Below are 26,364 nucleotides of genomic sequence, written 5' to 3'. Positions count from 1 at the left end.
AAATGAGGCTTGAGCGGGTTTACGCGGCGCCGCTGGCCAAGTCTTTCAGCAAGGTCTCGCGCATCTCGCGCTTCATCAATTTGCCATTGGCGTTGCGCGGCAAGGGCGTGTGGCTGAGCGTGAAACTCTCGGGCACTTTTTCGCGCGACAAGCGGCTGCTGCAAAAGGCGCTCAGCTCGTCGCCGGTGGCGTCGTGGCGCAGCGACACAAAGGCATGGACCCGCTCGCCCAACACCGGGCAGGGCTTGGCGACGATGGCGCATTCGGCCACGGCCGGGTGTTCATACAAAGTGTTTTCCACCTCGATGCAATAAATTTTGTAGCCGCCTCGGTTGAGCATGTCTTTTTTGCGGTCGAGGATGCGCACATAGCCCTCGGCGTCGATGCTGCCCATGTCGCCCGACTTCCAAAACCCATCGACAAATTCTTTCGCCGTGGCCTCGGGGTTGTGCCAGTAACCGGCCACCACCATCGGGCCTTTGATCCAAATTTCGCCCATCGAACCAGCTGGCAGCTCGTGGCCATCGTCGTCCACCACTTTCATCTCGGCGCAGGGCACGGGCAGGCCCACGGTGTCATTGTGGGTCGCCGTTTCGCCCGGCGGCATCATGGTCGCGGGCGAGGTGGTTTCGGTCGCGCCATAGCAGTTCATCAGCACCAACTGCGGCAGCTTCTGCGCCAGCGCGTCGATGCTGGCCACGGGCATCGGTGCGCCACCATAAGCCCCCACGCGCCAAGCGCTGAGGTTGAGCGTGGCGAACGAGTCTTGCAGCAGGCACAGGTTGTACATGGCCGGCACCATCAGGCTGTGCGTCATGCGCTCGCGCACCGCCAAGTCCAAAAACAAAGGCGCTTTGAAGGCAGGCAGGATGACCAATTTGCCAGCGGCGTGCAGCATGGTGGTGACCAGCGCCACCAGGCCGGTGACATGGCTCAGCGGCACCGCGGCGATGCTGCAATCCTGGGGCCCCAGCCCCATGCCGACTTGGAAATGCATGCAGGAATGCACCACGCCGAAGTGGCTCAGCATCGCGCCCTTGGGCCGACCGGTGGTGCCCGAGGTGTACAAAATCACCACCGTGTCTTCTTCTTGCACTGGCGCGGTATGCGTCAGGGGCGCCTCCGCCAACAGGCTGTCGAAGTCCAGCGCGTCGGGGCAGCCGTCAAAACTCACACGCCATTGCAAACCCGGCAGGCTGCTTTTTGCAGGCAAGACAGCCTGCAACTCGGCGTCATGTACCAACAGCCGGGCTCCGCAATGCTCGAGCATGTAGTGCAGGCCGGGCGTTTGTTCTCTCACGCTCAAGGGCACGGTGATCGCGCCCAAGCGGGTGGCGGCCAGCAGGCACAGCACGAACTCGATGCGGTTGCTCAGCAGCAGCGCCACGCGGTCCCCGGCTTGCAGGCCCAGCGTTTGCCAGCCTGCCGCCAATCGGCCCACCAGCTGGTCGAGTGCGAGGTAGCTCAGGCGCGTGTCGTTGCAGACCAGCGCCGTGCCCTGCGGGTTGCTCGCCACGGCATTCGCCAGCAGGGCATGCAGGCTGCGCGGACGCGGCGTGAAGCAGCGCAACTGGCGCTGGAAATGCGTCTCGGTGGACAGGGTCGGCCAGTGCATTTTGGAAAGTGTCATGGCAGCTGGCCGTCAGCGTCAAGCCGCCAAGCGCTGGGCGATGGCGGCTTTGGTGGCGGGCAACTCGGGCGGCAAGTGGTGTGCGAGTTGCTGGAACAGCTCTTCGTGCAATTTCAACTCTTGCACCCAAGCGGCCTTGTCCACGTGCGTCACGGTGTTGAACTGCTCGGCGCTGAAGCTCAGGCCCGTCCAGTTCAACTCGTTGTAATTGGGGCTGATGCCGAAGACGTTTTCAGCGCCTGTTGCGCCACCTTCAATGCGGTCGATCATCCACTTCAAAACACGCATGTTTTCGCCATAACCGGGCCAGACAAACTTGCCGTCTTCGTCTTTGCGGAACCAGTTGACACAGTAAATGGCCGGCAACTTGGCACCGCTGGCTTGCAATTGCTTACCCAGCTTCAACCAGTGTTGGAAATAGTCGCTCATGTTGTAGCCCATGAAGGGCAGCATGGCGAAGGGGTCGCGGCGCACCACGCCTTGTTGGCCAGCGGCAGCGGCCGTGGTTTCCGAGCCCATGGTGGCGGCCATGTAGACGCCTTCCACCCAGTTGCGGGCTTCGGTGACCAAGGGCACGGTGGTTGATCTGCGGCCGCCAAAAATGAAGGCGTCGATGGTGACGCCCGCGGGGTCGTCCCAGGCGCTGTCCAGCGCCGGGTTGTTGGTCGCGGCCACCGTGAAACGGGCGTTCGGGTGCGCGGCTTTGGCGCCGGTTTCTTTGGCGATGGCGGGTGTCCAGTCTTGGCCTTGCCAGTCGATGCAGTGCGCGGGCGCGTCGCTCATGCCTTCCCACCAGACATCGCCGTCGTCGGTCAGGGCCACGTTGGTGAAGATCACGTCTTGGTGCAAGCTGGCCATGCAATTGGGGTTGGTCAAGGTGTTGGTGCCCGGGGCCACGCCAAAGTAACCGGCCTCGGGGTTGATGGCACGCAGGCGGCCATCGGCACCTGGTTTGATCCAAGCGATGTCGTCACCGATGGTGGTGACTTTCCAGCCCGGCATGCCCGCAGGCGGGATCAGCATGGCGAAATTGGTTTTGCCACAGGCGCTTGGGAACGCGGCGGCCACGTGGTATTTTTTGCCCTCGGGGTTGGTCACGCCCAGAATCAGCATGTGTTCGGCCAACCAGCCTTGGTCGCGGCCCATGTTGGAGGCGATGCGCAGCGCAAAGCATTTTTTGCCCAACAGCGCATTGCCGCCGTAGCCCGAGCCGTAAGACCAGATTTCGCGGGTCTCGGGGTAATGCACGATGTACTTGGTTTTGTTGCACGGCCAGCGCACGTCTTTGTCGCCTGCTTTCAAAGGCGCACCCACGGTGTGCACGCAGGGCACGAATTCGCCGTGCTCGCCCAACACCTCGTACACGGCTTGGCCCATGCGGGTCATGATCTTCATGTTGACCGCCACATAGGCGCTGTCGGACAGCTCGATGCCGATGTGGGCGATCGGGCTGCCCAAGGGGCCCATGGAAAACGGCACCACGTACATGGTGCGACCGGCCATGCAGCCGTCAAACAGCGGTTGCAGGGTTTGGCGCATCTCGGCCGGGTCCATCCAGTTGTTGGTGGGTCCCGCGTTTTCTTTCTGAGTCGAGCAGATGTAAGTGCGGTCTTCCACCCGCGCCACGTCTGACGGGTCGGAGCAAGCGAGGAAGGAGTTGGGGCGCTTGGCCGGGTTGAGTTTTTTGAAGGTGCCTGCATTCACCAGTGCTTGGCAAAGTTGTTGGTACTCGGCTTGGCTGCCGTCGCACCAGTGCACGGCAGCTGGTTTGCACAAGGCCACCATGTCGGCGACCCAGGCGATGAGTTTTTTATTTTTCACGAACGATGGGGCGGTGAGCCCCGCGCCTGCATGGGCGGTGGTGGTCATTGCTGTCTCCTAAGCTTCAATTGATTCAGCGCAAACACCTTTGGCAAGTGTTTGTGCAAAAGCAATAAAAAAAGCGCCAAGAGGCTGGCGCTCAGAGCAAGGCAAGGACTGGGGCGGTCAGCCCATGAAGACGGCGATGAAGGCCAGCAAAAAGATCAGGATGCCGCCCCCGATGGGCAGCACATAGGGCATGTAAGGGACAATCGATTCAACGACGTCTTCGGGGGTGTCGGCGGGGTGTTGGTTGTCGGACATGGTGTCACCTGAAACAAAAGAAGACCCATTCTAAAACACCCCACCTGACCGAAACCTTATGATGCCCCTCCCTCCCCCGTCTCCTTGGTGACCATGCCCAACACCCCCAAATACACCCGTGGCCAGGCCCTGCCTGGCATCTTGCAACAGCGCATTGCCATCCTAGACGGCGCCATGGGCACGATGATTCAGCGCTTCAAACTGAGCGAAGATCAGTACCGGGGCGAGGGCTACAGCGGACCGGGCAGCGTGGGCGCCCGCTTTGCCGACTTCCCCAAGGACGTCAAAGGCAACAACGAGTTGCTCAGCCTGACCCGCCCGGACGTGATCCGCGATATCCACGAAGGTTATTTGGCCGCTGGCGCCGACATGGTGGAAACCAACACCTTTGGCGCCACCACCATCGCCCAGGGCGATTACGACATGGCCGACTTGGCCATTGAAATGAACCGCGCCTCGGCGCAGATTGCCCGCGCGGCCTGCGACAAATTCAGCACACCCGACAAACCGCGCTTCGCTTTGGGCGCTTTGGGCCCCACCCCCAAAACCGCCAGCATCAGCCCGGACGTGAACGACCCCGGCGCCCGCAATGTGAATTTCGAGGAACTGCGCCAGGCCTATTTCGAGCAAGTGCAAGCGCTGGTGGAAGGTGGCGTGGACGCGCTGCTGCTGGAAACCATCTTCGACACCTTGAACGCCAAGGCGGCGCTGTTTGCCATCGACGAGTATTTCGAAGCCAGCGGCGAGCGGCTGCCACTCATCATCAGCGGCACCGTGACCGACGCCTCTGGGCGCATCCTGAGCGGCCAAACCGTGACCGCGTTTTGGCACAGCGTGCGCCATGCCCAACCGTTGGCGGTGGGTCTGAACTGCGCCTTGGGCGCGGCGCTGATGCGCCCTTACATCCAAGAGCTGGCCAAGGTGGCCGGTGACACCTTCATCAGCTGCTACCCGAACGCCGGTTTGCCCAACCCGATGAGCGACACCGGTTTTGACGAGACGCCGGAGGTGACCAGCCGCTTGCTGCACGAGTTCGCCGCCGAGGGCTTGGTCAACATCGTGGGTGGCTGCTGCGGCACCACGCCCGAGCACATCGCGGCCATTGGGGAGGCGGTGGGGCCTTTGCGGCCAAGGCTGTTTCATGCCTGAAGTGGCCGGGAAGCTACGCTGGCTTGCCGACCACAGGTAATTGGGGTCAGATTCCAATTGTTTGGGGAGTGATACAAGAAAACGGCAAAACTTTGAATTTATGTATCATAAAAACGCCTGAAAGCCCCGTTCCTGCTGACCACCCCCTCAAAACAAGGCTTTTTAGGCATGCCCAAAAACCACCTAAAGCCGCACGGCCTGGGGACCATTTTTTGAGAAAAATTGGAATCTGACCCCAATTAATCAGGCCAGCGCAAACCAGCCGCCTGCGCCGTGATCCGCCGAATCAGCTCGGCCGCGGGCGGCGCGTCGTGCATGAGCCCCACCGCCTCGCCCACCGTCACATGGGCGCGGTCAAAGTCGCCCGCCGCCACACCCGCGTCATAGTCGGCACGTGCAGCGTCTGGCGCGGTCCGAAGCGCGTCTAGGCGCCCCTCCCACTGCCGGTGAAGACCATTGCGCAGCGCCCGAAAGTCGTAGGGCGCAGGCCAGTGTTTGCGCCGCAACACATCAAACACTGGGCTTCGGGCGGTGTCGTCGCCGCTGGCTGCCAGGGCCGCGTTCACCGCGCCAGCTGAGGCCAAACTTTCCGCGCTGGCCCACAAACGGCTGCCCAGCAACACGCCATCCGCGCCAAGCATCCGAGCTGCTGCCAAGCCCCGGCCGTCGGCCACGCCACCGGCGGCCAACAACAAGGTGCCAGGCGAGCGCACCGCCAAGGCATCGGCCAACTCGGGCACCAGGCTGAAGGTGCTGCGCCCGTTCAAGGCGTTCATGCCGTGGCCACCGGCCTCCGCGCCTTGCGCCACCACCACGGCAGCACCGGCCTCCAAGCAGTCATCCAGTTGCGCCACTTGTTGAATTTGGCAAATGAGCGGCACACCACGCGCCGCCAATCGCGCGGCATAGGGGCGCGGGTCGCCAAAAGACAGCATCAACGCAGCGGGTGTGTGCGCCTGGTCCAGCAACCAGTCCAAGGCGCTGGCGTCTTCATCCAATTTCCAGGTGATGAAGCCACAGCCCAAGCGCGGCGCGGCCTCGGGCAGCAGGCTCAAAGCCAAAGCGTGTTCGCGCTGCACCCAGGACAGGTCGCCATAGCCCCCGCCCAGCAAGCCCAAGGCCCCGGCGTTGGCGCAAGCGGCGGCCAGCGCACCGCCCGCGGCCAGCGCCATGGGCGCCAAGGCGAGCGGCGTGGACAGGCCAAAGGCGGTTGTGAAGCGGGTGTGCATGACGGCGATTATGGATGCGGGTAAACGATGGGCTCTGGGGGCTGGCTTGCCGCCTACATTGAAAAGACAAACAAAACCATTTCTGGAGACTTCGCCCATGCCTTCCTTGTTCAATGTCAAAGCCGTCGCCCTCGCCGCCCTGCTCCTCACTGGCGCGGTGCAGGCGCAAACCTATGGCAAGCCGCAGGTGGTGGTGCCGCCGTCCAACTTCAAAGGCGTGCACGGCTTAGCGGTGGACAAGCAAGGTCGCTTGCTGGGCGGCAGCGTGGTCGGCATGTCCATCACCCAGGTGGACCAGCAAACTGGCAAAGGCAGCATCTTGGTGGATGCGCCGCAAGGCCAAGCCGATGACATCGCCATCGGCCCCAAGGGCGAGATGGCCTGGACCTCGTTTTTGCAAGGCGTGGTGCGCATCCGCGACAACGATGGCGCACCCATCCGCGTGATTGCCAAAGACCTGCCCGGCGTGAATTCGATTTCTTTCGACCAAAAGAGTGGCAAGCTGTATGCGTCTCAGGTGTTCTTGGGCGACGCCCTGTGGGAGCTCGATGTCACCGGCGCGGCCGCCCCGCGCTTGATCAAAAAAGACCTGGGCGGCTTCAACGGTTTTGAGGTGGGCCCCGACGGTTGGATCGTGGCGCCCCTGTGGTTCAAGGGACAAATCGTCAAGCTCAACCCCGCCGATGGCGAGATCAAAGTCATCAACAGCGAATTCAAGGTGCCCGCCGCCGCCAACTACGACAGCAAGGGCAACATCTGGGCGATCGACACCAAGACCGGCGAGCTGTTCAAGATCAACCCAGCCGACGGCAAGCGCAGCAAAGTCGCGCAGTTGGCCACCGGCATCGACAACCTGGCGCTGGACAAACAAGACAACATCTTCGTCTCCAACATGGTCGACAACGGCGTGCAACAAATCAACCCCAGCAACGGCAGCGCCCGCCAAATCACCAAGGGCGGCATGGCCGCGCCCGGCGGCCTGAAGCTGTCCGAGGATGGCAAAACCCTGCACGTGGCGCATTTGTTTGGCCTGCGCTCGGTGGACTTGGCCAGCGGCCAATTGAGCGACGTGGCCCGCATGCACGGCGACGCCATCGAGTACCCCTTCGCCGTCACCCTGTCCAAAGACCACTATGTGCTGTCGAGCTGGTTCACCGGCACGGTGCAGCTCTTGAGCCGCAAAGACAACAGCAGCAAGGCCATGGCGCACGGCTTGGCCGCGCCCATGGACGCGGTGCAATTGCCCAATGGCACGGTGCTGGCGCTGGAATTGGCGGCGGGCGCACTGACGCAACTCAGCGGACCAGACCTGCATGACAAAAAACAAGTCGTCACCGGCTTGCAAGGCCCCACGCAAATGATCTTGGGCCAAGACGGCGCGGTCTACATCACCGAATTGGCTGGCCGCTTGCTGCGCGTGGACACCAGCAACTGGAGCATGCGCACCGTGGCCGAAGGTTTGGCGGGCCCTGAAGGTTTGGCGCAAACCCCTGGCGGCAAGCTGATCGTGGCCGAAGCCGCCAAGCGCCAACTCACCGAAGTGGACCCGGCCAACGGCAGCAAACGCGTGATTGCCAGCGACTTGCCAATTGGCTTTGAAGCTGGCCCCGGCCTGCCCCCGCCTTACCTCACCACCGGCGTGGCCGTGGCGGCTGACGGTACGGTGTATTTCAGTGCGGACCGCGACAACGGGATTTACAAAATCAAGCCGAATTGAGACTGGCGGTTTGGCAGGCTAACGTGAGCCTTATGGCGGTACAAACGCCATCGGGCTCACGCAGGTTGGTGAAACCTGCTGGCCAACCACACCAGCAGCAACACCGGCAGCCCCATCAAAGCGGTGCCGACAAAGAAACTGGCATAGCCGCCAGCGTCCACCGCCACGCCTGAAAACCCGGCCAAAAACTTCGGCAGCAGCAGCATGAGCGAGCTGAACAAAGCGTATTGCGTGGCCGAGTACTGCACATTGGTCAGCGACGACAAGTACGCAATGAAAGCGGCCGAGGCGATGCCGCTGCTCAGGTTGTCAGCCGACACCACGGCGATCAACGCGACCACATCGTGGCCATGTCCGGCCAACCACGCGAACAGCAAGTTGGTGGCCGCGCTCATGACCGCGCCCCACATCAGCACCCGCATCACGCCCAAGCGCAGCACCATCACGCCGCCCAGGAACGCGCCGACCAAGGTCATCACCACGCCGTACAGCTTGGTGACGGTGGCCACCTCTTCTTTGCTGTAACCCATGTCCACGTAAAACGGATTGGCCATGATGCCCATGACGATGTCGCTGATGCGGTAAGTGCCAATCAGCGCCAGCAACAACACGGCGTGCCAACGGTAGCGCCGAATGAACTCGGCAAAGGGTGCCAGCACCGCCACTTGCAGCCATTGGCGCAGGTTGTGTGCGGGCGGCAAGTCCACCGCCGCCGGTTCTTTGGATAACAACACGGTGGCCATGCCCACGGCCATCGAGATCGCCATCACGGTGTAGGCCCAGGCCCAGGCACCGTCTTGGTAGGTGCCAACAGGCAAGCCGCCCACCTCGGCTTTGGCGGCGATCCAAAACACACCGGCGCCGGCCCAAATCATGGCCAAGCGGTAGCCGGTTTGGTAGCTCGCCGCCAGCACCGCTTGCAAGCGGGCCGAGGCGGATTCAATCCGAAAGGCGTCCAGCGCAATGTCTTGCGTGGCCGACCCGAACGCCACCAACAGCGCAAAACCGACCAAGGGCGTGAGCGCGTCTTGCGGGTTGGCCGCGGCCATGCCCAACAGGCCCAACACAATCGACACTTGCGCGAGCAACAACCAACTGCGGCGACGACCCAACAACGGCGTCAACACAGGAATCGACAGGCGGTCGACCAGCGGCGCCCACACCCATTTGAAGCCGTAGGCCAAACCGACCCAACTCAAGAAACCGATGGTGGCGCGGTCGATGCCTGCCTCGCGCAAACGAAAACTCAAGGTGCCCAACACCAGTAAAAGTGGCAAACCCGCCGAAAACCCCAAAGCCAACATGCGCAAACTGGTGGGGCTCAGGTAAATCAACAGGGTGTCTTGCCAACGCAAGGACAAACGGGGCTGAGTTGGGTTATCGTTCATGCCCTTATTGTGCGACCCTCTGGAACACCAGCCCCATGCAAACCAAACGCGCTTTTCTTCATTCCTGTGCCGGTTGTGCGGCTGGCCTGTTTGCTTTCGACGCCTTGGCGCGTGACGGCGTGGAAGTGGGCAGCACTTCCAAGTTCGCCAAGTTGGTGCCTGCTGGCGAGGTGGAAAACTCGGCGCAAATGCAGTACGGCCAAATGATGAAGCAGGCCGACGAGAAAGAGGCCTTGGCCGGTGACGACCATCCGCAAGTGATTCGCTTGCGTGCCATCGCCAACAAAATCATCCCGTTCAGCTACGAGTGGAACCCGCGCGCCCGCGATTGGAAATGGGAAGTGAATTTATTGGGCTCGACGCAAATCAACGCGTTTTGCATGCCCGGGGGCAAGATCGCTTTTTACAGCGGCATCCTCACCAAGCTTGAACTGACCGACGACGAAGTGGCGATGGTGATGGGCCATGAAATCGCCCACGCCCTGCGCGAACACGCCCGCGAGCGCATGGGCAAGAGCATGGCCACCAATGGCTTGTCGCGTTTGGGCGGCGCCCTGATTGCTGGTTTTTTGGGCATCGATGCGCGGGTCACCGACGCCGTGGCGCAGCAAGGCGCCCAACTGCTGTCGCTCAAGTTCAGCCGCGAAGACGAAAGCGAAGCCGACTTGGTGGGCATGGAGCTGGCCGCTCGCGCTGGCTACAACCCGCGTGCTGGCGTCAGCCTGTGGCAAAAAATGAGCGCTGCCAACAAAGGCGCACCGCCGCAGTGGCTCAGCACCCACCCCTCGGGCAACACCCGCATCAAAGACATCGAAGCCAACTTGCCCAAAGTGAACCCGCTGTATGAGCGGGCCAAATCGTCTTGAATCTCCCACCCACCCCTGAAAGTCAAGTATGAAACTGCGCATCTGATGCGTTTGCATCAGATACACTTGGGCCATGCGAACCACCTTAGACTTGGATGATGATGTGCTGGCCGCGGCCAAGGCCTTGGCCAAAGCGGGTCAAACCACGGCCGGGCGAATCATTTCGGACACCATGCGCCGCGCCATTCAAAGCGGCTTGGCCGACCCGGCGTCCCGTCAAGAGGCGCTGACGGTGAAGGAAGCGCCCGCAGTTCACGGTTTCAAACCTCTCGTCTTGTCGGGGCAGAACATCGTCACCGCCGACATGGTGCGTGCCATCCGCGACGAACTGGGCGATTGATGCGGGCCTTGTTGGACACCAGTGTGTTGATCGCCTTGCTGGACGCCAACCATGTGCACCACCGCTTGGCCACCACCTGGTTTCAATCACTCGCAGACGGCTGGGCCAGTTGCCCCATCACCCTCAATTGCTGCATTCGCATCTTGTCGCAGCCCCAATACCCCAATCGTTTGCCCATGCACTCGGTGGTGCAAGGCTTGCAGGAAGCCGTGCAACATCCGATGCACGTGTTTTGGGCAGACGACATTCACCCCTTGGACACAAACGGTATCAACTGGGGCCAAGTCATGCGCCCTTCGGACATCACCGATGCCTACCTGGTGGCCCTGGCTGTGAAAAACCAAGGATGTTTGGTGACGCTGGATCAAAAAATTGCCGTCTCTTGGGCCTTGAGGGCAGACGCACGACATTTACGCGTGTTGGTGTGAGCAGTGCGCGGTGTCGGTCTCAGGTACCACCCACATAGGGGTTGCTGCGCCTCTCGCGGCCAAAGGTGCTCTCAGGCCCGTGACCAGGAATGAACACCGTGTCGTCGCCCATCGGCCACAAGCGCTGAGTGATGCTGTCGAGCAGGTCTTGGTGGTTGCCTTGCGGGAAATCGGTGCGACCAATGCTGCCGGCAAACAGCACATCGCCGACAAAGGCACGTTTCAATTCGGCCGAATAAAACACCACATGGCCGGGCGTGTGGCCGGGGCAGTGCCGCACGTGCAAAGTGTGCTGGCCCAAGGTGACCGTGTCGCCATCGGCCAACCAGCGTGTCGGTTTGAAGGGTCGTGCCGGTGGGAAACCATAACTCTCAGCGGCCTCTTTCAAACCATCAATCCAAAACTGATCGCCGGGGTGCGGACCGATGATGGGCAGGTTCAAGCTTTCGGCCAAATCGGCGGTGGCTCCCGCATGGTCCAAGTGCGCATGGGTGATCCAGATGGCCACCAGCGTCACGCCGAGTTGCTTGCAAGCACTTTGCAATAAATCCAAGTCACCACCCGGGTCGATGATGGCCGCTGTCATGCCCTCGTCCTCCCAGACCACAGAGCAGTTTTGTTGAAAGGGCGTGACGGGGATGGTTTCGTAGTGGAGCATGGTGTTCAGGCAAGGGCTTGATAAAAATGTTTAGAACTTGAGGTCATGGTTCAGCATTCCCCAAATTTTCTATAGCAACTGATACTGGCACAAACCGGTAATTTTGGGTGGTGTTGACGTGTCCCCCTGACAGCCGCCCTGCTTCAAGCTTTTGGTGGAGGGAGAACAGCGATTGATGATGTTGGCTAAGAACCACCAAACCAAAGGCAAACAAATGGAGAAAGGGTTTACCACTAGCAATAATAGTAATTACTAATTCATATATATTGTAAACTAACATTTTATAAACAACCAGCTTGGCCAAATGCAAAAGGTTTTATTGACCATATCCATCATATTTGTTTCCGCCTGCGGCGGGGGTGGCGGGGAGGATTCATCACCGCCTTCGTCGTCAGTTGCTTGTATAACATCACAAGTTGCTAACTGCACATTCAGTCAAAGTGACCCTACACAATTCATGTATGGCTGGTGGAATGGGCGAAGGTCTGTAAATGGGAATCAAAGTGAAGCTTACTTTGCAAGTAATCGGCTTGGGAATTTCCAAATGTATATCGGTAATGATTTCGCCGGCGGCTATTTTTCAGGCAGTGGCTCCGCAAGCGGCTCAATATTGTCTCTAAACTCTACTGTGGGAGTTGACCCTCTAGCCTCGTCACTTTATTCGGCATATCTAAATGGGGCGAATGGAGGCGTTATTACTAAGAAAATTTTAAATCATACTCAGGCTAATTACAATTTGGCAAAACATGATATGCGTATGTCATTTACTTACAATCCAGTTGGTGATGAAATGTTAAGTAAATATGTTGGTTCTTACGTCAGCGGAGCTAAAAGCTTAACAATCAATCCCAATGGTTCAGTAGTTGCAATTTATCAGTCATACTACGTAACAGATAATCCCCCAACATATTTATGCACCCTCACAACAAATATACCAACAAATACGTTGATGAAGGATGTGGTTTTGAATGGCATAGATTCCTGTAACCAAAATAGAACAATGAGCTTGTTTTATTTTACTCACGCAGGTTTTGGTCATATGGTTTTGAGATTAGATGTTGCAAATAGCACAGCTCAAAAAGCCATAGTTTTTTAAAATAAATATCCAGGATGCGGTAAAAAGCGATATCTCAGCTAGTATTTAAAAAGCTTAACTGACAGAGCGGAGGTTTTCAAGAGCTATCAAGAAACGGTGCGAATGTCCCTGACTGAGTAGGCCCCCTAAAACAAAGTCACATCGATATTTCTTAAATTAGGAATAAGACTATGGAAATTACTATGTCTTCATTAATACCCAGCCGGGTGTAAATGGTAACCAGTGTTCAGCGCCAAATATGCTGGATAAACGAGCAGAAGCTTAAAATTATGAAACAGTCCAATGAAACAGTATGTTCTGTGTCGTTGGTGGCTTGGGCGCATGGCTTGTCGGCAGGTCAATTGATTCATTGGCTAAAGGCAATTCCCGACTCTCTTGATCCAAAGTATTGAGTTACTCGCGTTCGCTGATGGTCAGACCCTCGCGCTATCCCGAGTGGTTTGGAGGAAGGCCAAGTCGCTTAAGAAGTCAAACAGACAGTGTCGAATGGTTGACATGGATTGGCCGCGAATTTAACATTGTTGCAACAGGAGAATTCAATGGAAATCGCCATTCGCAACATTGGTAACAGCAAAGGCATCGTGCTTCCCAAGCCCTTGCTGGCGCAGGCTGGCTTGGAAGGTGAAGCCACCGCCTTCGTGTTGATTGAAAACGGCTCGATCGTATTGCGCAAACCCAGCAAACCGTTGCGCGAAGGATGGGCTGAGGCTGCTGCTGAATTGGCAAGCCATGGCGAGGATGACTTGCTGATGGGTGAGTTTGGCAATGCCGACGATGGGGAGCTGACTTGGTGAAGCGAGGTGACATCTGGTTGGTGAACCTGGACCCCACTGTGGGCACCGAAATCAAAAAATCACGGCCATGCGTGGTGGTATCGCCCCCTGAATTGAATGCGCATCTTCGAACCGTGATGGTGGCCCCCATGACTTCAAAAGGGTTTGCTGCACCATTTCGTGTGCCGGTGTCGCATGCGGGCACCAAAGGCTTGATCGTCTTAGACCAAATCCGTACCGTCGACAAACAGCGGCTCACGAAGAAATTGGGACAAGTATCACCAAAGACTTTGGGGAAAGTGTTGCAAACCTTGCAAGCCTTGTTTGCCGAATATTGACCACGGCCATCGTTCGGGTGTCATTTGAAACTCAAAACGCCATCTTTCAGCGACGCCAAGCGCAAGCCCCAAAGGTCCAGCAAGTAGTTTTGCGGAACCCGCCAGGGGCCGTGGTCGCCTTGCTTGGGCAGTTGGTCGATGCTGCGCGTCACATAGCCCGAGCTGAAGTCCATGAAGGGTTGCGGTTTCATCGGCCGCGCTGGTGTCGGCCGCACTTCGCTGTAAGCGTGTTGATCCATGTGCTTGAGCAGTCGGCAGACAAAGCCAGCGATCAAATCGGCTTTCAAGGTCCAAGAGGCGTTCGAGTAACCAAAGGTTGCCGCGACATTGGGCAAGCCTGACAACATGCAGCCCTTGTAGCTGAAAGCTTGGCCGGGTTCAAACGGCACGCCGTCCACGGCAAACGCCACATCACCCAAGACATTGAGTTGCAAGCCGGTGGCCACCACCACCATGTCTGCCGCCAGCACCTGCCCGCTTTGCAGCGCCACACCATCCGGTGTGAAATGCGTGATGTGGTCGGTCACCACACTGGCACGACCCGCTTTCAGCGCTTTGAACAAATCACCATCGGGCAAGGCGCAGACCCGTTGCGTCCACGGGTTGTAGCGCGGCGTGAAATGCGTTCGCACATCAAACCCCGGCCCCAAGGCTTGGCGCACCATGCCCACCAAATACTTTTTCAAGAAGGCGGGTTGTTGTCGCGCCAATTGGAAATACGCCATGCCTTGCACAATATTTTTCCAGCGGGCAATGGTGTGCGCCCAAGCCTTGGGCAGCCAGCGCCCAAGCAGCATGGGCAGCGGGTCTTGGCTGGGCAGGCTCACCACATACGAGGGCGAGCGCTGCAACATGGTCACGTGGGCCGCGCTTTGCGCCATGGCGGGAACCAGCGTGACGGCGGTGGCCCCGCTGCCAATCACCACCACGCGTTTGTTTGCATGGCTCAAGCCTGCTGGCCAAAACTGGGGATACACCAGCGCGCCCTTGAAGTCGTCTTGCTGCGCAAACACCGGCTGGTGACCGCGTTCATAGCTGTAATAACCGCCGCACAAATGCACAAAGCGGGCGCGTTGTTGCACGGTGTCGCCATTGGCCAGCACGGCGGTCAAGGTCCAACAAGCGTCCAGGCTGGACCATGCAGCGTGGGTGACTTTATGGCCGTAGTGGATCTGCGCAGCCACACCGGTTTCATGCGCCGCGTCTTGGATGTAGCTCAGGATGGAGCCGCCATCGGCCATGGTTTGCGTGCCCACCCAAGGTTTGAACGCATATCCCAGCGTCAGCATGTCCGAGTCGGAGCGCACGCCGGGGTAGCGGAACAAATCCCAGGTGCCACCCATTTGTGCGCGGGCTTCCCAAATGCGCCAGGTTTTCTCAGGGCACTTGTTTTGCAAATGGCGAGCGGCCCCGATGCCGGACAAGCCCGCGCCAATGATCAAGACATCCAACACAAGAAGCCTCCTGTCAAAGCAACGAAAGCCAAAGGGGTGTGCATGGTTCAGTCGATCACTTTGCCACGCGTGGCTTTGGTTTGCCCGCGCAACACCTTGCTGTCCACGCGTTTGCGTTGCGAGCTCAGCGTGGGGCGTGTGGCGCGGCGAGGCTTGACCGGTTTGGCGGCGATGGACACCATGTCGTGCAGACGTTCAATGGCTTCAGCGCGGTTTTTATCTTGGCTGCGCGTGGTTTGCGCTTTGATGACGATCACGCCTTCGCTGGTGATGCGCTGGTCTGAGGTGGCCAAGAGTTTTTCTTTCACCGCATCCGGCAACGAAGACGCGCGAATATCAAACCGCAGGTGCACCGCACTGGAGACTTTGTTGACGTTTTGCCCGCCCGCACCTTGGGCCCGGATCGCGGTGAATTCGATCTCGTGTTCCGGTATGAGGATGGCGGTGCTGGACATGATGAGGGTGCGCGAGACGGTCTGAAGCTTCAACCCAGCAATGAGGGCTCATAGACCACGGTGACCGGCGCGTGGTCTGAAAACTTCTCGTCCTTGTAAATGGACACCTGCTTGGCCAACGCCGCCAAAGCAGGTGTCGCCAGGTGGTAGTCCAGCCGCCAACCCACGTTGTTGGCATAGGCCTGGCCCCGGTTGCTCCACCAAGTGTAGCAAGCATCGGTGGTGTCAGGGTGCAGTTGCCGGTACACATCCACCACGTCGCCCTCGGTGGTCAAGCGTGTCATCCAAGCCCGCTCCTCGGGCAAGAAGCCCGAATTTTTCTGGTTGCTGCGCCAGTTCTTCAAGTCCTTTTCCTGGTGCGCGATGTTCACGTCGCCACACAAAATGAACTCGCGTTTCTTTTTCAAAGCCATCAGGTGCGGCTCGATCGCGTCTAAAAAGCGGTATTTGGCTTCTTGCCGCTCGGGGCCGGAAGACCCGCTTGGAAAGTACACGCTGAGCAAGGACAATTTGCGTTTCGGTGTGTCAAAGCGCAGCTCCAGACAGCGGCCCTCGGCGTCAAACTCGCCGCCGTCAAAGCCTTCAATGACGGCGCTGGGCGCATGCCGGGTGTAGATGCCCACCCCCGAATAGCCTTTTTTCTCGGCGCAGTGAAAGTAGCCGTTCAAACCCGCCAAGACCTCGAATTTGCCCGCCAAGTCGGGCGCTTGGGCTTTGATTTCTTGCACACACATACAATCCGGCTTGGCTTTTTCCAGCCAGTTTTCAAGGCCTTTGCTGCTGGCAGAACGGATGCCGTTGAGGTTGAGGCTGGTGAGTTTGAACAAGGAATCCCCCATGTCGGTGCAAGACACGCCAAACACCTTGGCGCAAGAATTCATTCAATTCTCGCTGGAATCGGGGGTCTTGAAATTTGGCAGCTTCAAGACCAAAGCCGGGCGCATGTCCCCTTATTTTTTCAACGCAGGCTTGTTTGACGACGGCGCCAAGCTCAGCCGTTTGGCCGCCTTTTACGCGCAAAAACTCCTGCAAAGCGACTTGCAGTTCGACATGATTTTTGGCCCCGCTTACAAAGGCATCCCTTTGGGCGCGGCGGTCGCCATCGAGTTGGCCCGTTTGGGGCGCAACCTGCCGTTTGCCTACAACCGCAAGGAAGCCAAAGACCATGGCGAGGGCGGCAGCTTGGTCGGCGCACCCTTGAGGGGCCGGGTCTTGATCGTGGACGATGTGATGAGTGCGGGCACGGCGGTGCGTGAATCCATTTCGCTCATCCAAGCTGCTGGTGCCCAGGCGTATGGGGTGGCGATTGCCTTGGACCGCCAGGAAATGGCCACCGAGGTGGTGGACGGCCAGGTGCGGGATGTGGCGCACAGCGCGGTGCAGTACGTGCGTGAACAGCTCGGCTTGAAAGTCTGTGCCGTGGCGCAACTCACCGACCTGCTGGGCTATTTGCAATCTTCGACAGGCCCCGACACCACGGCGCATCTGGCGCAAGTGCAGGCTTACCGCGACCGTTACGGCGTGGCCTAAAGTCCTCGTCAACTGCGGGACAAACCCGCTGTCAAATTTCATGGCCAAGCCCTAAACTGGGCCGGCTGTCAGTTGCTGTTGGAGACCCCGTATGAACGCCCCCCTGCCCGAACACATTCGCCAAGCGCTGGAAACCGTCCAGTTGGACGACAAATACGCGTTAGAGCACGGCCGCGCCTTCATGAGCGGGGTGCAGGCACTGGTGCGCTTGCCCATGTTGCAGCGCCAACGCGACGCCGCCCAAGGCAAAAACACCGCCGGCTTCATCAGTGGCTACCGTGGCTCGCCTTTGGGCAGTTACGACCAAGCGCTGTGGAGCGCCCGCAAGTATTTGCAAGCCCAGCACATCGTGTTCCAACCCGGTGTCAATGAAGAACTGGCGGCCACCGCTTTGTGGGGTACGCAGCAACTCGGTTTTGCGCCCCCCGGCAACAACAAATTCGACGGCGTGTTTGGCATTTGGTATGGCAAAGGCCCGGGCGTGGACCGCACCTCGGACGTGTTCAAACACGCCAACATGGCGGGCACCACGCCTTGGGGCGGTGTCTTGGCTGTGGCCGGTGACGACCATGTGTCCAAAAGCAGCACTGCAGCGCATCAAAGCGACCACATTTTCAAGGCCTGCGGCCTGCCCGTGTTCTTCCCAGCGTCGGTGCAAGATGTGCTCGACTACGGTTTGCACGGCTTGGCCATGAGCCGCTTTGCCGGTATTTGGGCTGGCATGAAAACCATTCAAGAGGTGGTCGAGTCCAGTGCCACGGTGATGATCGATCCAGATGGTTTGGACATCGTCATCCCCGAGTTCGAGATGCCTGTAGGTGGTGTGCACATCCGCTGGCCGGACGACGCGCTGAGCCAAGAAGCCCGATTGTTCAATTACAAGTGGTACGCCGCGCTGGCCTATATCCGCGCCAACAAACTCAACCGCACCGTCATCCAAGGTCCGCACGACCGCATCGGTCTCATGGCCAGTGGCAAGGCTTACAACGACACACGCCAAGCCTTGCTCGACCTCGGTTTGGACGACGCCACCTGCAAGCGCATCGGTATTCGGGTGCACAAGGTCGGTGTGGTCTGGCCGCTGGAATCCCACGGCACCCGGGAATTTGCCCGCGGTTTGCAAGAAATCGTGGTGGTGGAAGAAAAGCGCCAACTCATCGAATACCAACTCAAAGAAGAGCTGTACAACTGGCCCGATGGCGTGCGCCCGCGCGTGTTGGGCAAGTTCGATCAGGTTGAGGGTGACGCAGGCGGCGAGTGGACCGGAATCAACCCGATCGACCATGTGCTCTTGCGTGCCAATGCCGATTTGTCACCCGCCCTCATCGCCCAAGCGATTGCCAAGCGCTTGAAAAAAATCGGCATCGACAGCGACACCACGGCCCGCATTGATGCGCAGTTGGCGGTGTTGGAAGCCAAGCAACAAGCCATGAACGTGTTGGAAGTCCAGGCCGATCGGCAGCCCTGGTTTTGCTCGGGCTGCCCGCACAACACCAGCACCCGTGTGCCCGAAGGCTCACGCGCCATGGCTGGCATTGGCTGCCATTTCATGAGCTTGTGGATGGACCGCAGCACCGTGGGCTTCACCCAAATGGGCGGCGAGGGCGTGCCTTGGGTCGGTCAGCAACCGTTCAGCAACGACCAACATATTTTTGCCAACATCGGCGACGGCACCTACTTTCACAGCGGCTTGCTGGCGGTGCGCCAAAGCGTGGCAGCGGGTGTCAACATCACCTACAAAATTTTGTACAACGATGCCGTGGCCATGACCGGCGGCCAACCCGTGGGCGAGCGTGCCGAAGGGCACAGCGTGATTCAAATCGCGCAAAGCATGCGGGCCGAAGGCGCCAAGCACATCGTCATCGTCACCGACGAACCCGAGAAATACGCGGCGGTCGGCCAAAACGGCATTCCCGGCGGCGCGTTGGGTTTGCCCGAGGGCGTGGCCATCGAACACCGCGATGAGCTGGACCGGGTGCAGCGCACCATGCGCAGCATCTTGGGCTGCACCGTCATCATTTACGACCAAACCTGTGCCACTGAAAAACGCCGTCGCCGCAAGCGCGGCACCATGGTGGACCCCGCGGTCAACGTCATCATCAATGAAGCGGTGTGTGAAGGCTGCGGCGACTGCAGCGCCCAAAGCAATTGCCTGAGCGTGGAGCCTTTGGAAACCGAGCTTGGCCGCAAGCGCAGCATCAACCAAAGCACTTGCAACAAAGACCAAAGCTGTGTCAAAGGGTTTTGCCCCAGCTTCGTTTCGGTCAAAGGCGGCAAGCGGCGTCAGCAAAACAAGAGCGGTATGCCGCAACCCCAAGACTTGGGCGCACTGCCATCGCCTGAATTGCCCTCGCTCAGCCGTGGCGTCTACCCCGGCGGCTACGGCATCGTGGTCGCAGGTGTGGGCGGCACCGGTGTCATCACCATCGGTCAGTTGCTGGGCATGGCCGCGCATTTGGAAGGCTTAGGGATCGTCACCCAAGATGCTGCGGGCTTGGCACAAAAAGGTGGCGCCACTTGGAGCCATGTGTTGATCGCGCAGCAGCAGTCCGACATTCAAACCACCCGCGTGTCCACCGCCGCGGCCGACTTGGTGCTGGGCTGCGACCCGATCGTGAGCGCAGGCAAAGAAACCATGTTGCGGATGCGCCCAGGCCGCACCCGCGTGGCCATCAACGGCCAAGGCACACCCACCGCCGCTTTTGTGAAAAACGGCGCATGGGCCAACCCCAGCGACAACTGCGTGGCCGACATCCTGTTGGCGCTGGGCGGCGAGGCGAACAACTTGGGCGCGTTTGACGCCAACCGCGTGGCGACCCAATTGCTGGGCGACAGCATCTACATCAACCCGATGGTCTTGGGCTACGCCTGGCAGCGCGGCTGGATTCCGTTGAGTGAAGCCGCCATGTCACGCGCCATCGAACTCAATGCCGTGCAGGTCGAGTCGAATTTGAAGGCGTTTTTGTGGGGCCGTTGGTGCGCCCACGACATGCCCCGGGTTGAGCAATTGATGCGCCCCAGCCAAGTGATGCAGTTCAAGGCCAAGCCGCACTTGAACACCGTCATTCAACAGCGCAGCGAATGGCTGAGCGCTTACCAAAACGCGGCCTATGCCCAGCGTTACACCGACTTTGTGCAACGTGTGCAAGACAAGTCGTCGAACCTGGTGACAGAAGCCGTGGCACGCAATTTGTACAAGCTGATGGCCTACAAAGACGAATACGAGGTGGCGCGTTTGCATGCCGACCCTGCATTTTTAAAGCGCATTGCCGAGCAGTTCGAGGGCAACTACACCCTGAACTACCACCTGGCCCCGCCCTTGATCGCGAAGAAAAACGACAAAGGCGAATTGGTGAAACAAGCCTTTGGCCCGTCCATGCTGTGGGGCTTCAAACTGCTGTCGCGTTTGAAGTTTTTACGCGGCGGTGTGTTCGATGTGTTTGGCTACACCGAGGAGCGCCGCGAAGAACGCGCCTTGGTGGACGAGTACATGGCCAGCATCAACGAGGTGCTGCGCGACTACGACCCACAGCGGCAAGCGCTGGCGCTGGAAATCGCCCGCATCCCCGAAAAAATCAAAGGCTACGGCCATGTGAAAGCGCGGCATTTGCAAGCCGCGCGGGCGCAGTGGGAAGGCTTGACGCAGGCGTGGCGTGCCTCCGTGCAAGCGGCTGGTAAGAAAGCGGCTTAATCGCGGTCAACGCTTGGCGGTTTCACTGCTTTCGTCAAACACGTGGTCGTGAATCCAGTCGCTCAAGTCATCGGTGTTCATGCACTGCCTTTGTTGTCATCAGAAGGGCGCAGACCAAGCACCAGCAAGGCCAACACCGCAAACACGCCGCCGCCCACAAACGTGAACGACGCGCCCTGCGTTTCCCAAAGCCATCCTGCCACAACACTGGCCACCAGCATGGCCACGCCACTGACCAGGTTGAACAGGCCAAAGGCGGTGCCGCGCAAATCAGCGGGTGCGGTGTCGGCCACCATGGTGGCCAACAAGCCTTGCGTCATGCCCATGTGCACGCCCCACAAGGCCACGCCGATCAACAGGCTCACCCAGTCGGTGCTGACAGCCAACACGGCGTCGGCCAAGATCAACACCAACAGGCCAGCCACCAGCAAACGGCTGTGGCTGACGCGGTCCGACAACCAACCAAACGGGTAAGCGCTGGCGGCATACACCAAGTTCATGGCCACCATCACCAGCGGCACCCAGGCCATGGCCACACCCAGTTGTTGCGCACGCAGCACCAAAAAAGCCTCGCTGAAACGCGCCAAGGTGAACACCGCGCCAATGCCCACCACCCACCAGTAGGCCGCGCTCAAGCGGCGCATGTTGGCCCGGTTGATCGGGTTGGTTCGGGGCGCGTTGGCATGTCGCTCGGGCTCGGTCACGCCAACCATCAGCAGCAACACACTGAGCAAGCCCGGAATGACCGCCACCCAAAACACGGCGCGAAAGTCGTTGGCCCACAAGAGCATGAGGCCGACGGCCAACAGCGGTCCGGTGAAAGCACCCACGGTGTCCAACGATTGACGCAGGCCAAACGCCGCACCGCGCACCTCGGGTGGCGCGATGTCAGCCACCAGTGCGTCACGTGGCGCACCACGGATGCCCTTGCCCACGCGGTCGATCAAACGTGCCGTGATGACCAAACCCGCGCCAGACGAGAGGGCAAACAAGGGTTTGCTCAAAGCGCCAAGCGCGTAGCCCAGCACGGCCAAACCCTTGCGCTTGCCCAGGTAGTCACTCAGGCTGCCCGAAAAAACTTTGACAATGAGCGCGGTGGCCTCGGCCAAGCCTTCGATCAAACCGACCACCAGCACTGACACACCCAAAGAACCCACCAGGAACATGGGCAGCAAGCTGTGCACCATCTCCGAGGAGATGTCCATCAGCATGCTGACAAAGCCCAGCACCCAGATGCCACGTGGGATGGCTGGGCGGGCGGCGGTCATGGGGCCGATAGGGCGGCGTGGGCTTGCTGATCGGCGTGGTAGCTGGAGCGCACCATGGCGCCCACGGCGGCGTGCTGAAAGCCCATCTCGCGGGCCTTGGCTTCGAAAATCTTGAAGGTGTCGGGATGCACATAGCGGCGCACTGGCAGGTGGTGACCACTGGGCGCCAAATATTGGCCGATGGTCAGCCTGTCGATGTCATGGGCTCGCATGTCTTGCATCACCGCCAATATTTCTTCGTCGGTTTCGCCCAAGCCCACCATCAAGCCGCTTTTGGTGGGCACATGAGGGAACAGGGCTTTGAATTTTTTCAGCAGGTTCAGGCTGAAGGCGTAGTCACTGCCCGGGCGCGCTTCTTTGTACAAACGCGGCACGGTTTCCAGGTTGTGGTTCATCACGTCCGGCGGAGCAGCTTGCAAGATGCTCAGGGCGCGGTCGTCGCGGCCACGGAAGTCGGGCACCAGCACCTCAATTTGGGTGTGGGGCGACAAGGCGCGGGTTTGCTGGATGCATGCCACGAAATGCCCAGCGCCGCCATCGCGCAAGTCGTCGCGGTCCACGCTGGTGATCACCACATACTGCAGCTTCAAAGCAGCGATGGTTTTGGCCAAGTTGGCGGGCTCGTTCACATCCAGCGGGTCGGGGCGGCCGTGGCCGACATCGCAAAACGGGCAGCGCCGAGTGCATTTGTCCCCCATGATCATGAAGGTGGCCGTGCCCTTGCCAAAGCATTCGCCGATGTTGGGGCAACTGGCTTCTTCGCACACCGTCACCAGCTTGTTGGCACGCAAGATGTCTTTGATTTCATAAAAGCGTGAATTCGGCGAACCGGCTTTGACGCGAATCCAATCTGGTTTTTTCAGCACCTCACCGGTGTGCTCGACCTTGATCGGGATGCGCGAGACCTTGGAGGCAGACTTTTGCTTGGCGCTGGGGTCGTAAGCGGGCGGTGTAGGCAGGTCGGTCGCAGTGGTCATGGCGTGAGCTTTGAAGAGGCCGTGTCAGGGCGTGAGGTAGGTGACAAGCTTGTGGCTCAGCACATCAGCCGCTTCTTGCCAGCTGACATCGACACCCATTGTAAAAAGATCGGTGGTTTGCAAACCTGCATAACCACAAGGGTTGATGCGCTCAAAGGGTGATAAATCCATGTGCACGTTCAAGGCCACGCCATGGTAGGTGCAGTGGCGCGAGACCTTCACGCCCAAAGCGGCGATTTTGGCCACGCCGGTGAAATCGGGCGCGGTCTTGGCGGCATGTTGTTGTGGGCGTTGCGGCAGGGGACTGTGGTTGTGCGGGTCGAGGGTGCGCACATAAATACCCGGTGCGCCCGCCACCCGGTGACCCGTCACGTTGAAGTGCAGCAGGGTTTTCAAGACAGCTTCTTCAATCCGGTGCACATACTCTTTCACGAAATAGCCCGCCCGCTTCAAGTCCACCAGCGGATACGCCACCACCTGACCCGGACCGTGGAAGGTGACTTGTCCGCCTCGGTTGGTGGCCAGCACCGGGATTTCGCCCGGGGCCAGCAGGTGCGCATCCTGTCCCGCCAGACCCAAGGTGAACACAGGTGGGTGCTCACACAGCCAAAGTTCATCCGGGGTGTCGGCTGCGCGGGCGGCCGTGAAGTCTTGCATGGCTTGGTAGCTGGTTTCAAAAGCCACCGGCCCCCAAGAGCGCAACAAAAAATCGCTCACTAAAGTACCACTTTGGCCATCGGGTGGCTGCTCAGGGTGCGGTACAGCTCGTCGAGTTGCTCGCGGCTGGTGGCGCGCACGGTGAAGGTCAGGCTGAGGTACTTGCCACCAGCGCTTTCCCGGGTTTCCAGTCGGTCTTCTGTCCAATCCGGATCGAATTGGCGGACCACATAACTCATGGCGTCGATGTAACCCTCCACCTTCAAACCCATGACCTTGATGGGGAAATCGCAGGGATAGTCAATCAGGCTGTCTTTGCTGGGTGGTGTGGCGTTCATGCGCAGGAATTAACCATATTCGAAAAGTGTCAGTAACTTCCCCTACAATAGCAGGCTTTGCTGCACTGAAAAGGCTTGTCAAGGATGAACAAGACATTGTCCAACTCAGTCAGCGGCCAGCGTTCATCGTCTGGTTTGGAGGATTCGGCGGAAGAGGAGTTTCACACTTTTTCGGCCGAAGAAGCCCAAGCTTGGCGACAAAACCAGCCGAAGTTATCGGTGTGGTGGGTGTTGGTGGTGCAGTTGTTGACGGCCTTGGTGTTGGCCATTGCAGTGTTTCTCTGGTTCGGCCAGTGGTCGCTGTTTGTGTCCTTGATCTATGGCGCACTGTCGGTGGTGCTTCCTGCGGCTTTGTTTGCCCGGGGGCTGAAATCCCGGACGGCATCGGTCAATGCTTTCACGGCTGCCCTGAGTTTTGCCGTATGGCAAGGCGTCAAGATGGCCCTGACCGTGTTGCTGATGGTGTTGGCGCCGCGATTGATTGAAGATTTGAGTTGGCCTGCCTTGTTGGCAGGCTTGATTGTGACGATGAAGGTGTATTGGTTGGCGCTGATTTGGGGCAAGTCCCCCTTAAAGTCCAATCCAACCACCACTTTGTAAAGAGTTGAACATGTCGGAACCCGTCAAGACGCTCACCGCTGGGGAGTACATCGGTCACCACCTGACCCACTTGCAAAGCAAGCCCATGGGTGGCGTGATTGATTTCTCGGTTGTGAACATTGATTCGATTTTCTGGTCTGTGTTGTTGGGCGCAGTCGGTAGTTTTTTCCTGTGGCGCGCCGCCCGTGCAGCCACTTCTGGTGTCCCCGGCCGTTTCCAAGCCGCGGTTGAAATTCTGTTTGAAATGGTCGATACCCAGGCGCGTGGCATTGTGCACAACGCTGAAAGCCGCAAGCTGGTGTCTCCCTTGGCGCTCACCGTGTTTGTTTGGGTTTTCCTGCTCAACAGCATGGACTTTTTGCCGGTCGATTTGTTCCACCAAATTTTTGCTTGGACGGGCTTGAGCCACAGCATCCATTATTTCCGTGTGGTGCCCACCGCCGATTTGTCCACCACCTTGGGTTTGTCTTGCTCGGTGCTGCTGATTTGTTTGTTTTACAACGTCAAAATCAAAGGCTTGGGCGGTTGGTTCCACGAACTCACCACAGCCCCTTTTGGCGCCCACCCGATACTGTGGCCCATCAATTTTGGTTTCCAAATGATTGAATTTGTCGCTAAAACCGTGTCCCACGGCATGCGACTGTTTGGCAACATGTATGCTGGCGAACTCATCTTCATGCTGATCGCATTGATGGGTGGCGCAGCGGCCATGAGTTTGACGGGCATTTTGTTGCCCATTGGCCACATCATTGCCGGCTCCATCTGGGCCATCTTCCACATCTTGATCGTCGCGTTGCAAGCCTTTATTTTCATGATGTTGACCTTGGTCTACATCGGGCAAGCACACGACGCGCATTGATTTCTCGTTTTTTTCAACCTTCCATCATCTTGCTTAGGAGCTTCTCATGGAACACGTACTTGGTTTAGTCGCACTGGCCTCAGGTCTGATCATTGGCTTGGGCGCCATTGGTGCTTGTATTGGTATTGGCATCATGGGTAGCAAATACCTTGAAGCTGCTGCTCGTCAGCCCGAATTGATGAACGAATTGCAAACCAAAATGTTTTTGCTGGCAGGTTTGATTGACGCGGCTTTCTTGATTGGCGTTGGTATCGCCATGATGTTTGCTTTCGCCAATCCCTTCGTCTTGAAGTAATTCTTGCCACAACCCTTAGAGAGGTGTTGACGTGAGCATCAACGCAACCCTGTTCGTTCAAGCCATTGTTTTTGCCATTTTGGTGTGGTTCACGATGAAATTCGTGTGGCCGCCCATCGCAACCGCTTTGGATGAACGCGCCGAAAAAATTGCCCATGGCTTGAAAGCCGCTGAGCACGCCCAAATCGAACTGACCAACGCGCACAAGCATGTTGAAGTCGAGTTGGCGAAAAACCGCAATGATGCAGCAGCCCGCATCGCGGACGCTGAGCACAGGGCGGCCATCATCATCGAAGAGGCCAAGCACAAAGCGACGGAAGAGGCGAACAAAATCATCGCTGCCGCTCACCTTGAATCCGAGCAAGCCTTGCTCAAGGCCAAGGAAGGGCTGCGTGACCACGTGGCGGTGTTGGCCATCAAAGGGGCCGAGCAAATTCTGCGCAAAGAAGTCAATGCCAGTGTGCATGCCGACTTGTTGGGCAGATTGAAGTCGGAACTTTGAGG

At 58.9% G+C, this 26,364-nt stretch carries 28 protein-coding genes; 14 read left to right on the top strand and 14 right to left on the bottom strand.

Features of this window, described 5'->3' with window-relative positions:
• Window positions 1-19 precede the first annotated feature (19 nt).
• The 3 genes from AC8GFP_RS10340 to AC8GFP_RS10330 form a co-directional block, all read right to left on the bottom strand.
• On the bottom strand, window positions 20-1,630 hold the full coding sequence (locus AC8GFP_RS10340) for a class I adenylate-forming enzyme family protein (protein ID WP_506612873.1): 1,611 nt from the start codon (window positions 1,628-1,630) through the stop codon (window positions 20-22).
• An 18-nt stretch (window positions 1,631-1,648) separates the two neighbouring features.
• The gene (locus AC8GFP_RS10335; protein ID WP_506612871.1) at window positions 1,649-3,499 is read right to left on the bottom strand and encodes a phosphoenolpyruvate carboxykinase (GTP); all 1,851 of its coding nucleotides are present in this window, start codon (window positions 3,497-3,499) and stop codon (window positions 1,649-1,651) included.
• A gap of 117 nt (window positions 3,500-3,616) precedes the next feature.
• A complete protein-coding gene (locus tag AC8GFP_RS10330; protein WP_506612869.1) occupies window positions 3,617-3,754 on the bottom strand; it encodes a hypothetical protein in 138 nt (45 codons plus the stop codon).
• Window positions 3,755-3,847: 93 nt separating this feature from the next.
• Here AC8GFP_RS10330 and AC8GFP_RS10325 point away from each other — a divergent pair, with 93 nt between their 5' ends.
• On the top strand, window positions 3,848-4,903 hold the full coding sequence (locus AC8GFP_RS10325) for a homocysteine S-methyltransferase family protein (protein WP_506612867.1): 1,056 nt from the start codon (window positions 3,848-3,850) through the stop codon (window positions 4,901-4,903).
• Window positions 4,904-5,142: 239 nt separating this feature from the next.
• Here AC8GFP_RS10325 and AC8GFP_RS10320 read toward each other — a convergent pair whose 3' ends face one another.
• The gene (locus tag AC8GFP_RS10320; RefSeq protein WP_506612865.1) at window positions 5,143-6,132 is read right to left on the bottom strand and encodes an NAD(P)H-dependent flavin oxidoreductase; all 990 of its coding nucleotides are present in this window, start codon (window positions 6,130-6,132) and stop codon (window positions 5,143-5,145) included.
• Window positions 6,133-6,229: 97 nt separating this feature from the next.
• Here AC8GFP_RS10320 and AC8GFP_RS10315 point away from each other — a divergent pair, with 97 nt between their 5' ends.
• Window positions 6,230-7,849 (top strand): hypothetical protein, encoded by a 1,620-nt coding sequence (locus tag AC8GFP_RS10315; RefSeq protein ID WP_506612863.1) that lies wholly within the window; start codon window positions 6,230-6,232, stop codon window positions 7,847-7,849.
• Window positions 7,850-7,905: 56 nt separating this feature from the next.
• Here AC8GFP_RS10315 and AC8GFP_RS10310 read toward each other — a convergent pair whose 3' ends face one another.
• Window positions 7,906-9,237 (bottom strand): AmpG family muropeptide MFS transporter, encoded by a 1,332-nt coding sequence (locus AC8GFP_RS10310; RefSeq protein WP_506612862.1) that lies wholly within the window; start codon window positions 9,235-9,237, stop codon window positions 7,906-7,908.
• A gap of 35 nt (window positions 9,238-9,272) precedes the next feature.
• Between AC8GFP_RS10310 and AC8GFP_RS10305 the strand changes: the two genes are divergently transcribed.
• From AC8GFP_RS10305 to AC8GFP_RS10295, 3 genes are all read left to right on the top strand, one after another.
• Entirely contained in the window at window positions 9,273-10,103 is an 831-nt protein-coding gene (locus AC8GFP_RS10305; protein WP_506612861.1) for a M48 family metallopeptidase, read from the top strand.
• Window positions 10,104-10,176: 73 nt separating this feature from the next.
• Window positions 10,177-10,443, top strand: a complete 267-nt coding sequence (locus tag AC8GFP_RS10300; RefSeq protein ID WP_506612860.1) for a CopG family transcriptional regulator — start codon at window positions 10,177-10,179, stop codon at window positions 10,441-10,443.
• Entirely contained in the window at window positions 10,443-10,871 is a 429-nt protein-coding gene (locus AC8GFP_RS10295) for a TA system VapC family ribonuclease toxin (protein ID WP_506612858.1), read from the top strand. Before AC8GFP_RS10300 ends, AC8GFP_RS10295 begins: the two co-directional genes overlap by 1 nt.
• A 19-nt stretch (window positions 10,872-10,890) precedes the next feature.
• Here the strand turns inward: AC8GFP_RS10295 and AC8GFP_RS10290 are convergent, their stop codons facing one another.
• Window positions 10,891-11,529: an MBL fold metallo-hydrolase gene (locus tag AC8GFP_RS10290; protein WP_506612856.1), complete on the bottom strand. Its 639-nt coding sequence runs from the start codon at window positions 11,527-11,529 to the stop codon at window positions 10,891-10,893.
• Between the two features lie 43 nt (window positions 11,530-11,572).
• On the bottom strand, window positions 11,573-11,833 hold the full coding sequence (locus AC8GFP_RS10285) for a hypothetical protein (protein ID WP_506612855.1): 261 nt from the start codon (window positions 11,831-11,833) through the stop codon (window positions 11,573-11,575).
• A gap of 153 nt (window positions 11,834-11,986) precedes the next feature.
• Here AC8GFP_RS10285 and AC8GFP_RS10280 point away from each other — a divergent pair, with 153 nt between their 5' ends.
• The 3 genes from AC8GFP_RS10280 to AC8GFP_RS10270 all read left to right on the top strand — a co-directional run bounded on the left by AC8GFP_RS10280 (window position 11,987) and on the right by AC8GFP_RS10270 (window position 13,736).
• On the top strand, window positions 11,987-12,625 hold the full coding sequence (locus tag AC8GFP_RS10280) for a hypothetical protein (RefSeq protein ID WP_506612853.1): 639 nt from the start codon (window positions 11,987-11,989) through the stop codon (window positions 12,623-12,625).
• 539 nt (window positions 12,626-13,164) lie between these two features.
• Entirely contained in the window at window positions 13,165-13,419 is a 255-nt protein-coding gene (locus AC8GFP_RS10275; RefSeq protein ID WP_506612851.1) for an AbrB/MazE/SpoVT family DNA-binding domain-containing protein, read from the top strand.
• A complete protein-coding gene (locus AC8GFP_RS10270; RefSeq protein WP_506612849.1) occupies window positions 13,413-13,736 on the top strand; it encodes a type II toxin-antitoxin system PemK/MazF family toxin in 324 nt (107 codons plus the stop codon). The genes AC8GFP_RS10275 and AC8GFP_RS10270 overlap by 7 nt, the downstream gene beginning before the upstream one ends.
• A gap of 20 nt (window positions 13,737-13,756) precedes the next feature.
• Here AC8GFP_RS10270 and AC8GFP_RS10265 read toward each other — a convergent pair whose 3' ends face one another.
• The 3 genes from AC8GFP_RS10265 to AC8GFP_RS10255 are packed head-to-tail and all read right to left on the bottom strand — an operon-like array spanning window position 13,757 to window position 16,484.
• A complete protein-coding gene (locus tag AC8GFP_RS10265) occupies window positions 13,757-15,190 on the bottom strand; it encodes a flavin-containing monooxygenase (RefSeq protein ID WP_506612847.1) in 1,434 nt (477 codons plus the stop codon).
• A gap of 47 nt (window positions 15,191-15,237) precedes the next feature.
• Window positions 15,238-15,645 (bottom strand): alternative ribosome rescue aminoacyl-tRNA hydrolase ArfB, encoded by a 408-nt coding sequence (arfB, locus tag AC8GFP_RS10260; RefSeq protein ID WP_506612845.1) that lies wholly within the window; start codon window positions 15,643-15,645, stop codon window positions 15,238-15,240.
• 29 nt (window positions 15,646-15,674) lie between these two features.
• Window positions 15,675-16,484 (bottom strand): exodeoxyribonuclease III, encoded by an 810-nt coding sequence (locus AC8GFP_RS10255; RefSeq protein ID WP_506612981.1) that lies wholly within the window; start codon window positions 16,482-16,484, stop codon window positions 15,675-15,677.
• On the opposite strand from AC8GFP_RS10255, the gene pyrE reads away from it, so the two are divergent.
• Window positions 16,483-17,175, top strand: a complete 693-nt coding sequence (pyrE, locus tag AC8GFP_RS10250; RefSeq protein ID WP_506612843.1) for an orotate phosphoribosyltransferase — start codon at window positions 16,483-16,485, stop codon at window positions 17,173-17,175. The two genes, AC8GFP_RS10255 and pyrE, sit on opposite strands and share 2 nt — an antisense overlap.
• A gap of 91 nt (window positions 17,176-17,266) precedes the next feature.
• Window positions 17,267-20,866, top strand: a complete 3,600-nt coding sequence (locus AC8GFP_RS10245; RefSeq protein ID WP_506612840.1) for an indolepyruvate ferredoxin oxidoreductase family protein — start codon at window positions 17,267-17,269, stop codon at window positions 20,864-20,866.
• A 77-nt stretch (window positions 20,867-20,943) separates the two neighbouring features.
• Here the strand turns inward: AC8GFP_RS10245 and AC8GFP_RS10240 are convergent, their stop codons facing one another.
• Genes AC8GFP_RS10240 through AC8GFP_RS10225 form a run of 4 tightly spaced genes read right to left on the bottom strand, consistent with a single transcriptional unit; the run spans window position 20,944 to window position 24,106 of the window.
• A complete protein-coding gene (locus AC8GFP_RS10240) occupies window positions 20,944-22,134 on the bottom strand; it encodes an MFS transporter (protein ID WP_506612838.1) in 1,191 nt (396 codons plus the stop codon).
• Window positions 22,131-23,111 (bottom strand): lipoyl synthase, encoded by a 981-nt coding sequence (gene lipA / locus AC8GFP_RS10235; protein ID WP_506612836.1) that lies wholly within the window; start codon window positions 23,109-23,111, stop codon window positions 22,131-22,133. Before lipA ends, AC8GFP_RS10240 begins: the two co-directional genes overlap by 4 nt.
• 24 nt (window positions 23,112-23,135) lie before the next feature.
• Entirely contained in the window at window positions 23,136-23,768 is a 633-nt protein-coding gene (gene lipB, locus AC8GFP_RS10230; protein WP_506612979.1) for a lipoyl(octanoyl) transferase LipB, read from the bottom strand.
• A gap of 59 nt (window positions 23,769-23,827) precedes the next feature.
• On the bottom strand, window positions 23,828-24,106 hold the full coding sequence (locus AC8GFP_RS10225) for an HP0495 family protein (RefSeq protein WP_506612834.1): 279 nt from the start codon (window positions 24,104-24,106) through the stop codon (window positions 23,828-23,830).
• A gap of 84 nt (window positions 24,107-24,190) precedes the next feature.
• Between AC8GFP_RS10225 and AC8GFP_RS10220 the strand changes: the two genes are divergently transcribed.
• The 4 genes from AC8GFP_RS10220 to AC8GFP_RS10205 are packed head-to-tail and all read left to right on the top strand — an operon-like array spanning window position 24,191 to window position 26,362.
• Window positions 24,191-24,706, top strand: a complete 516-nt coding sequence (locus AC8GFP_RS10220; RefSeq protein ID WP_506612832.1) for an ATP synthase subunit I — start codon at window positions 24,191-24,193, stop codon at window positions 24,704-24,706.
• Window positions 24,707-24,716: 10 nt separating this feature from the next.
• Complete coding sequence (atpB, locus tag AC8GFP_RS10215; protein WP_506612830.1) at window positions 24,717-25,565, top strand: F0F1 ATP synthase subunit A; 849 nt, start codon at window positions 24,717-24,719, stop codon at window positions 25,563-25,565.
• 46 nt (window positions 25,566-25,611) lie between these two features.
• On the top strand, window positions 25,612-25,860 hold the full coding sequence (gene atpE / locus AC8GFP_RS10210; protein WP_506612828.1) for a F0F1 ATP synthase subunit C: 249 nt from the start codon (window positions 25,612-25,614) through the stop codon (window positions 25,858-25,860).
• A gap of 31 nt (window positions 25,861-25,891) precedes the next feature.
• Entirely contained in the window at window positions 25,892-26,362 is a 471-nt protein-coding gene (locus AC8GFP_RS10205; RefSeq protein WP_506612826.1) for a F0F1 ATP synthase subunit B, read from the top strand.
• The last annotated feature ends 2 nt before the right edge of the window (window positions 26,363-26,364 follow it).

It is taken from the genome of Limnohabitans simekii (SeqCode), from assembly GCF_965234735.1.
GTDB lineage: Bacteria > Pseudomonadota > Gammaproteobacteria > Burkholderiales > Burkholderiaceae_C > Limnohabitans > Limnohabitans simekii.
The sequence above is the reverse complement of the archived record's forward strand: the minus strand, read 5'-3'. Positions and strand labels throughout refer to the sequence as shown.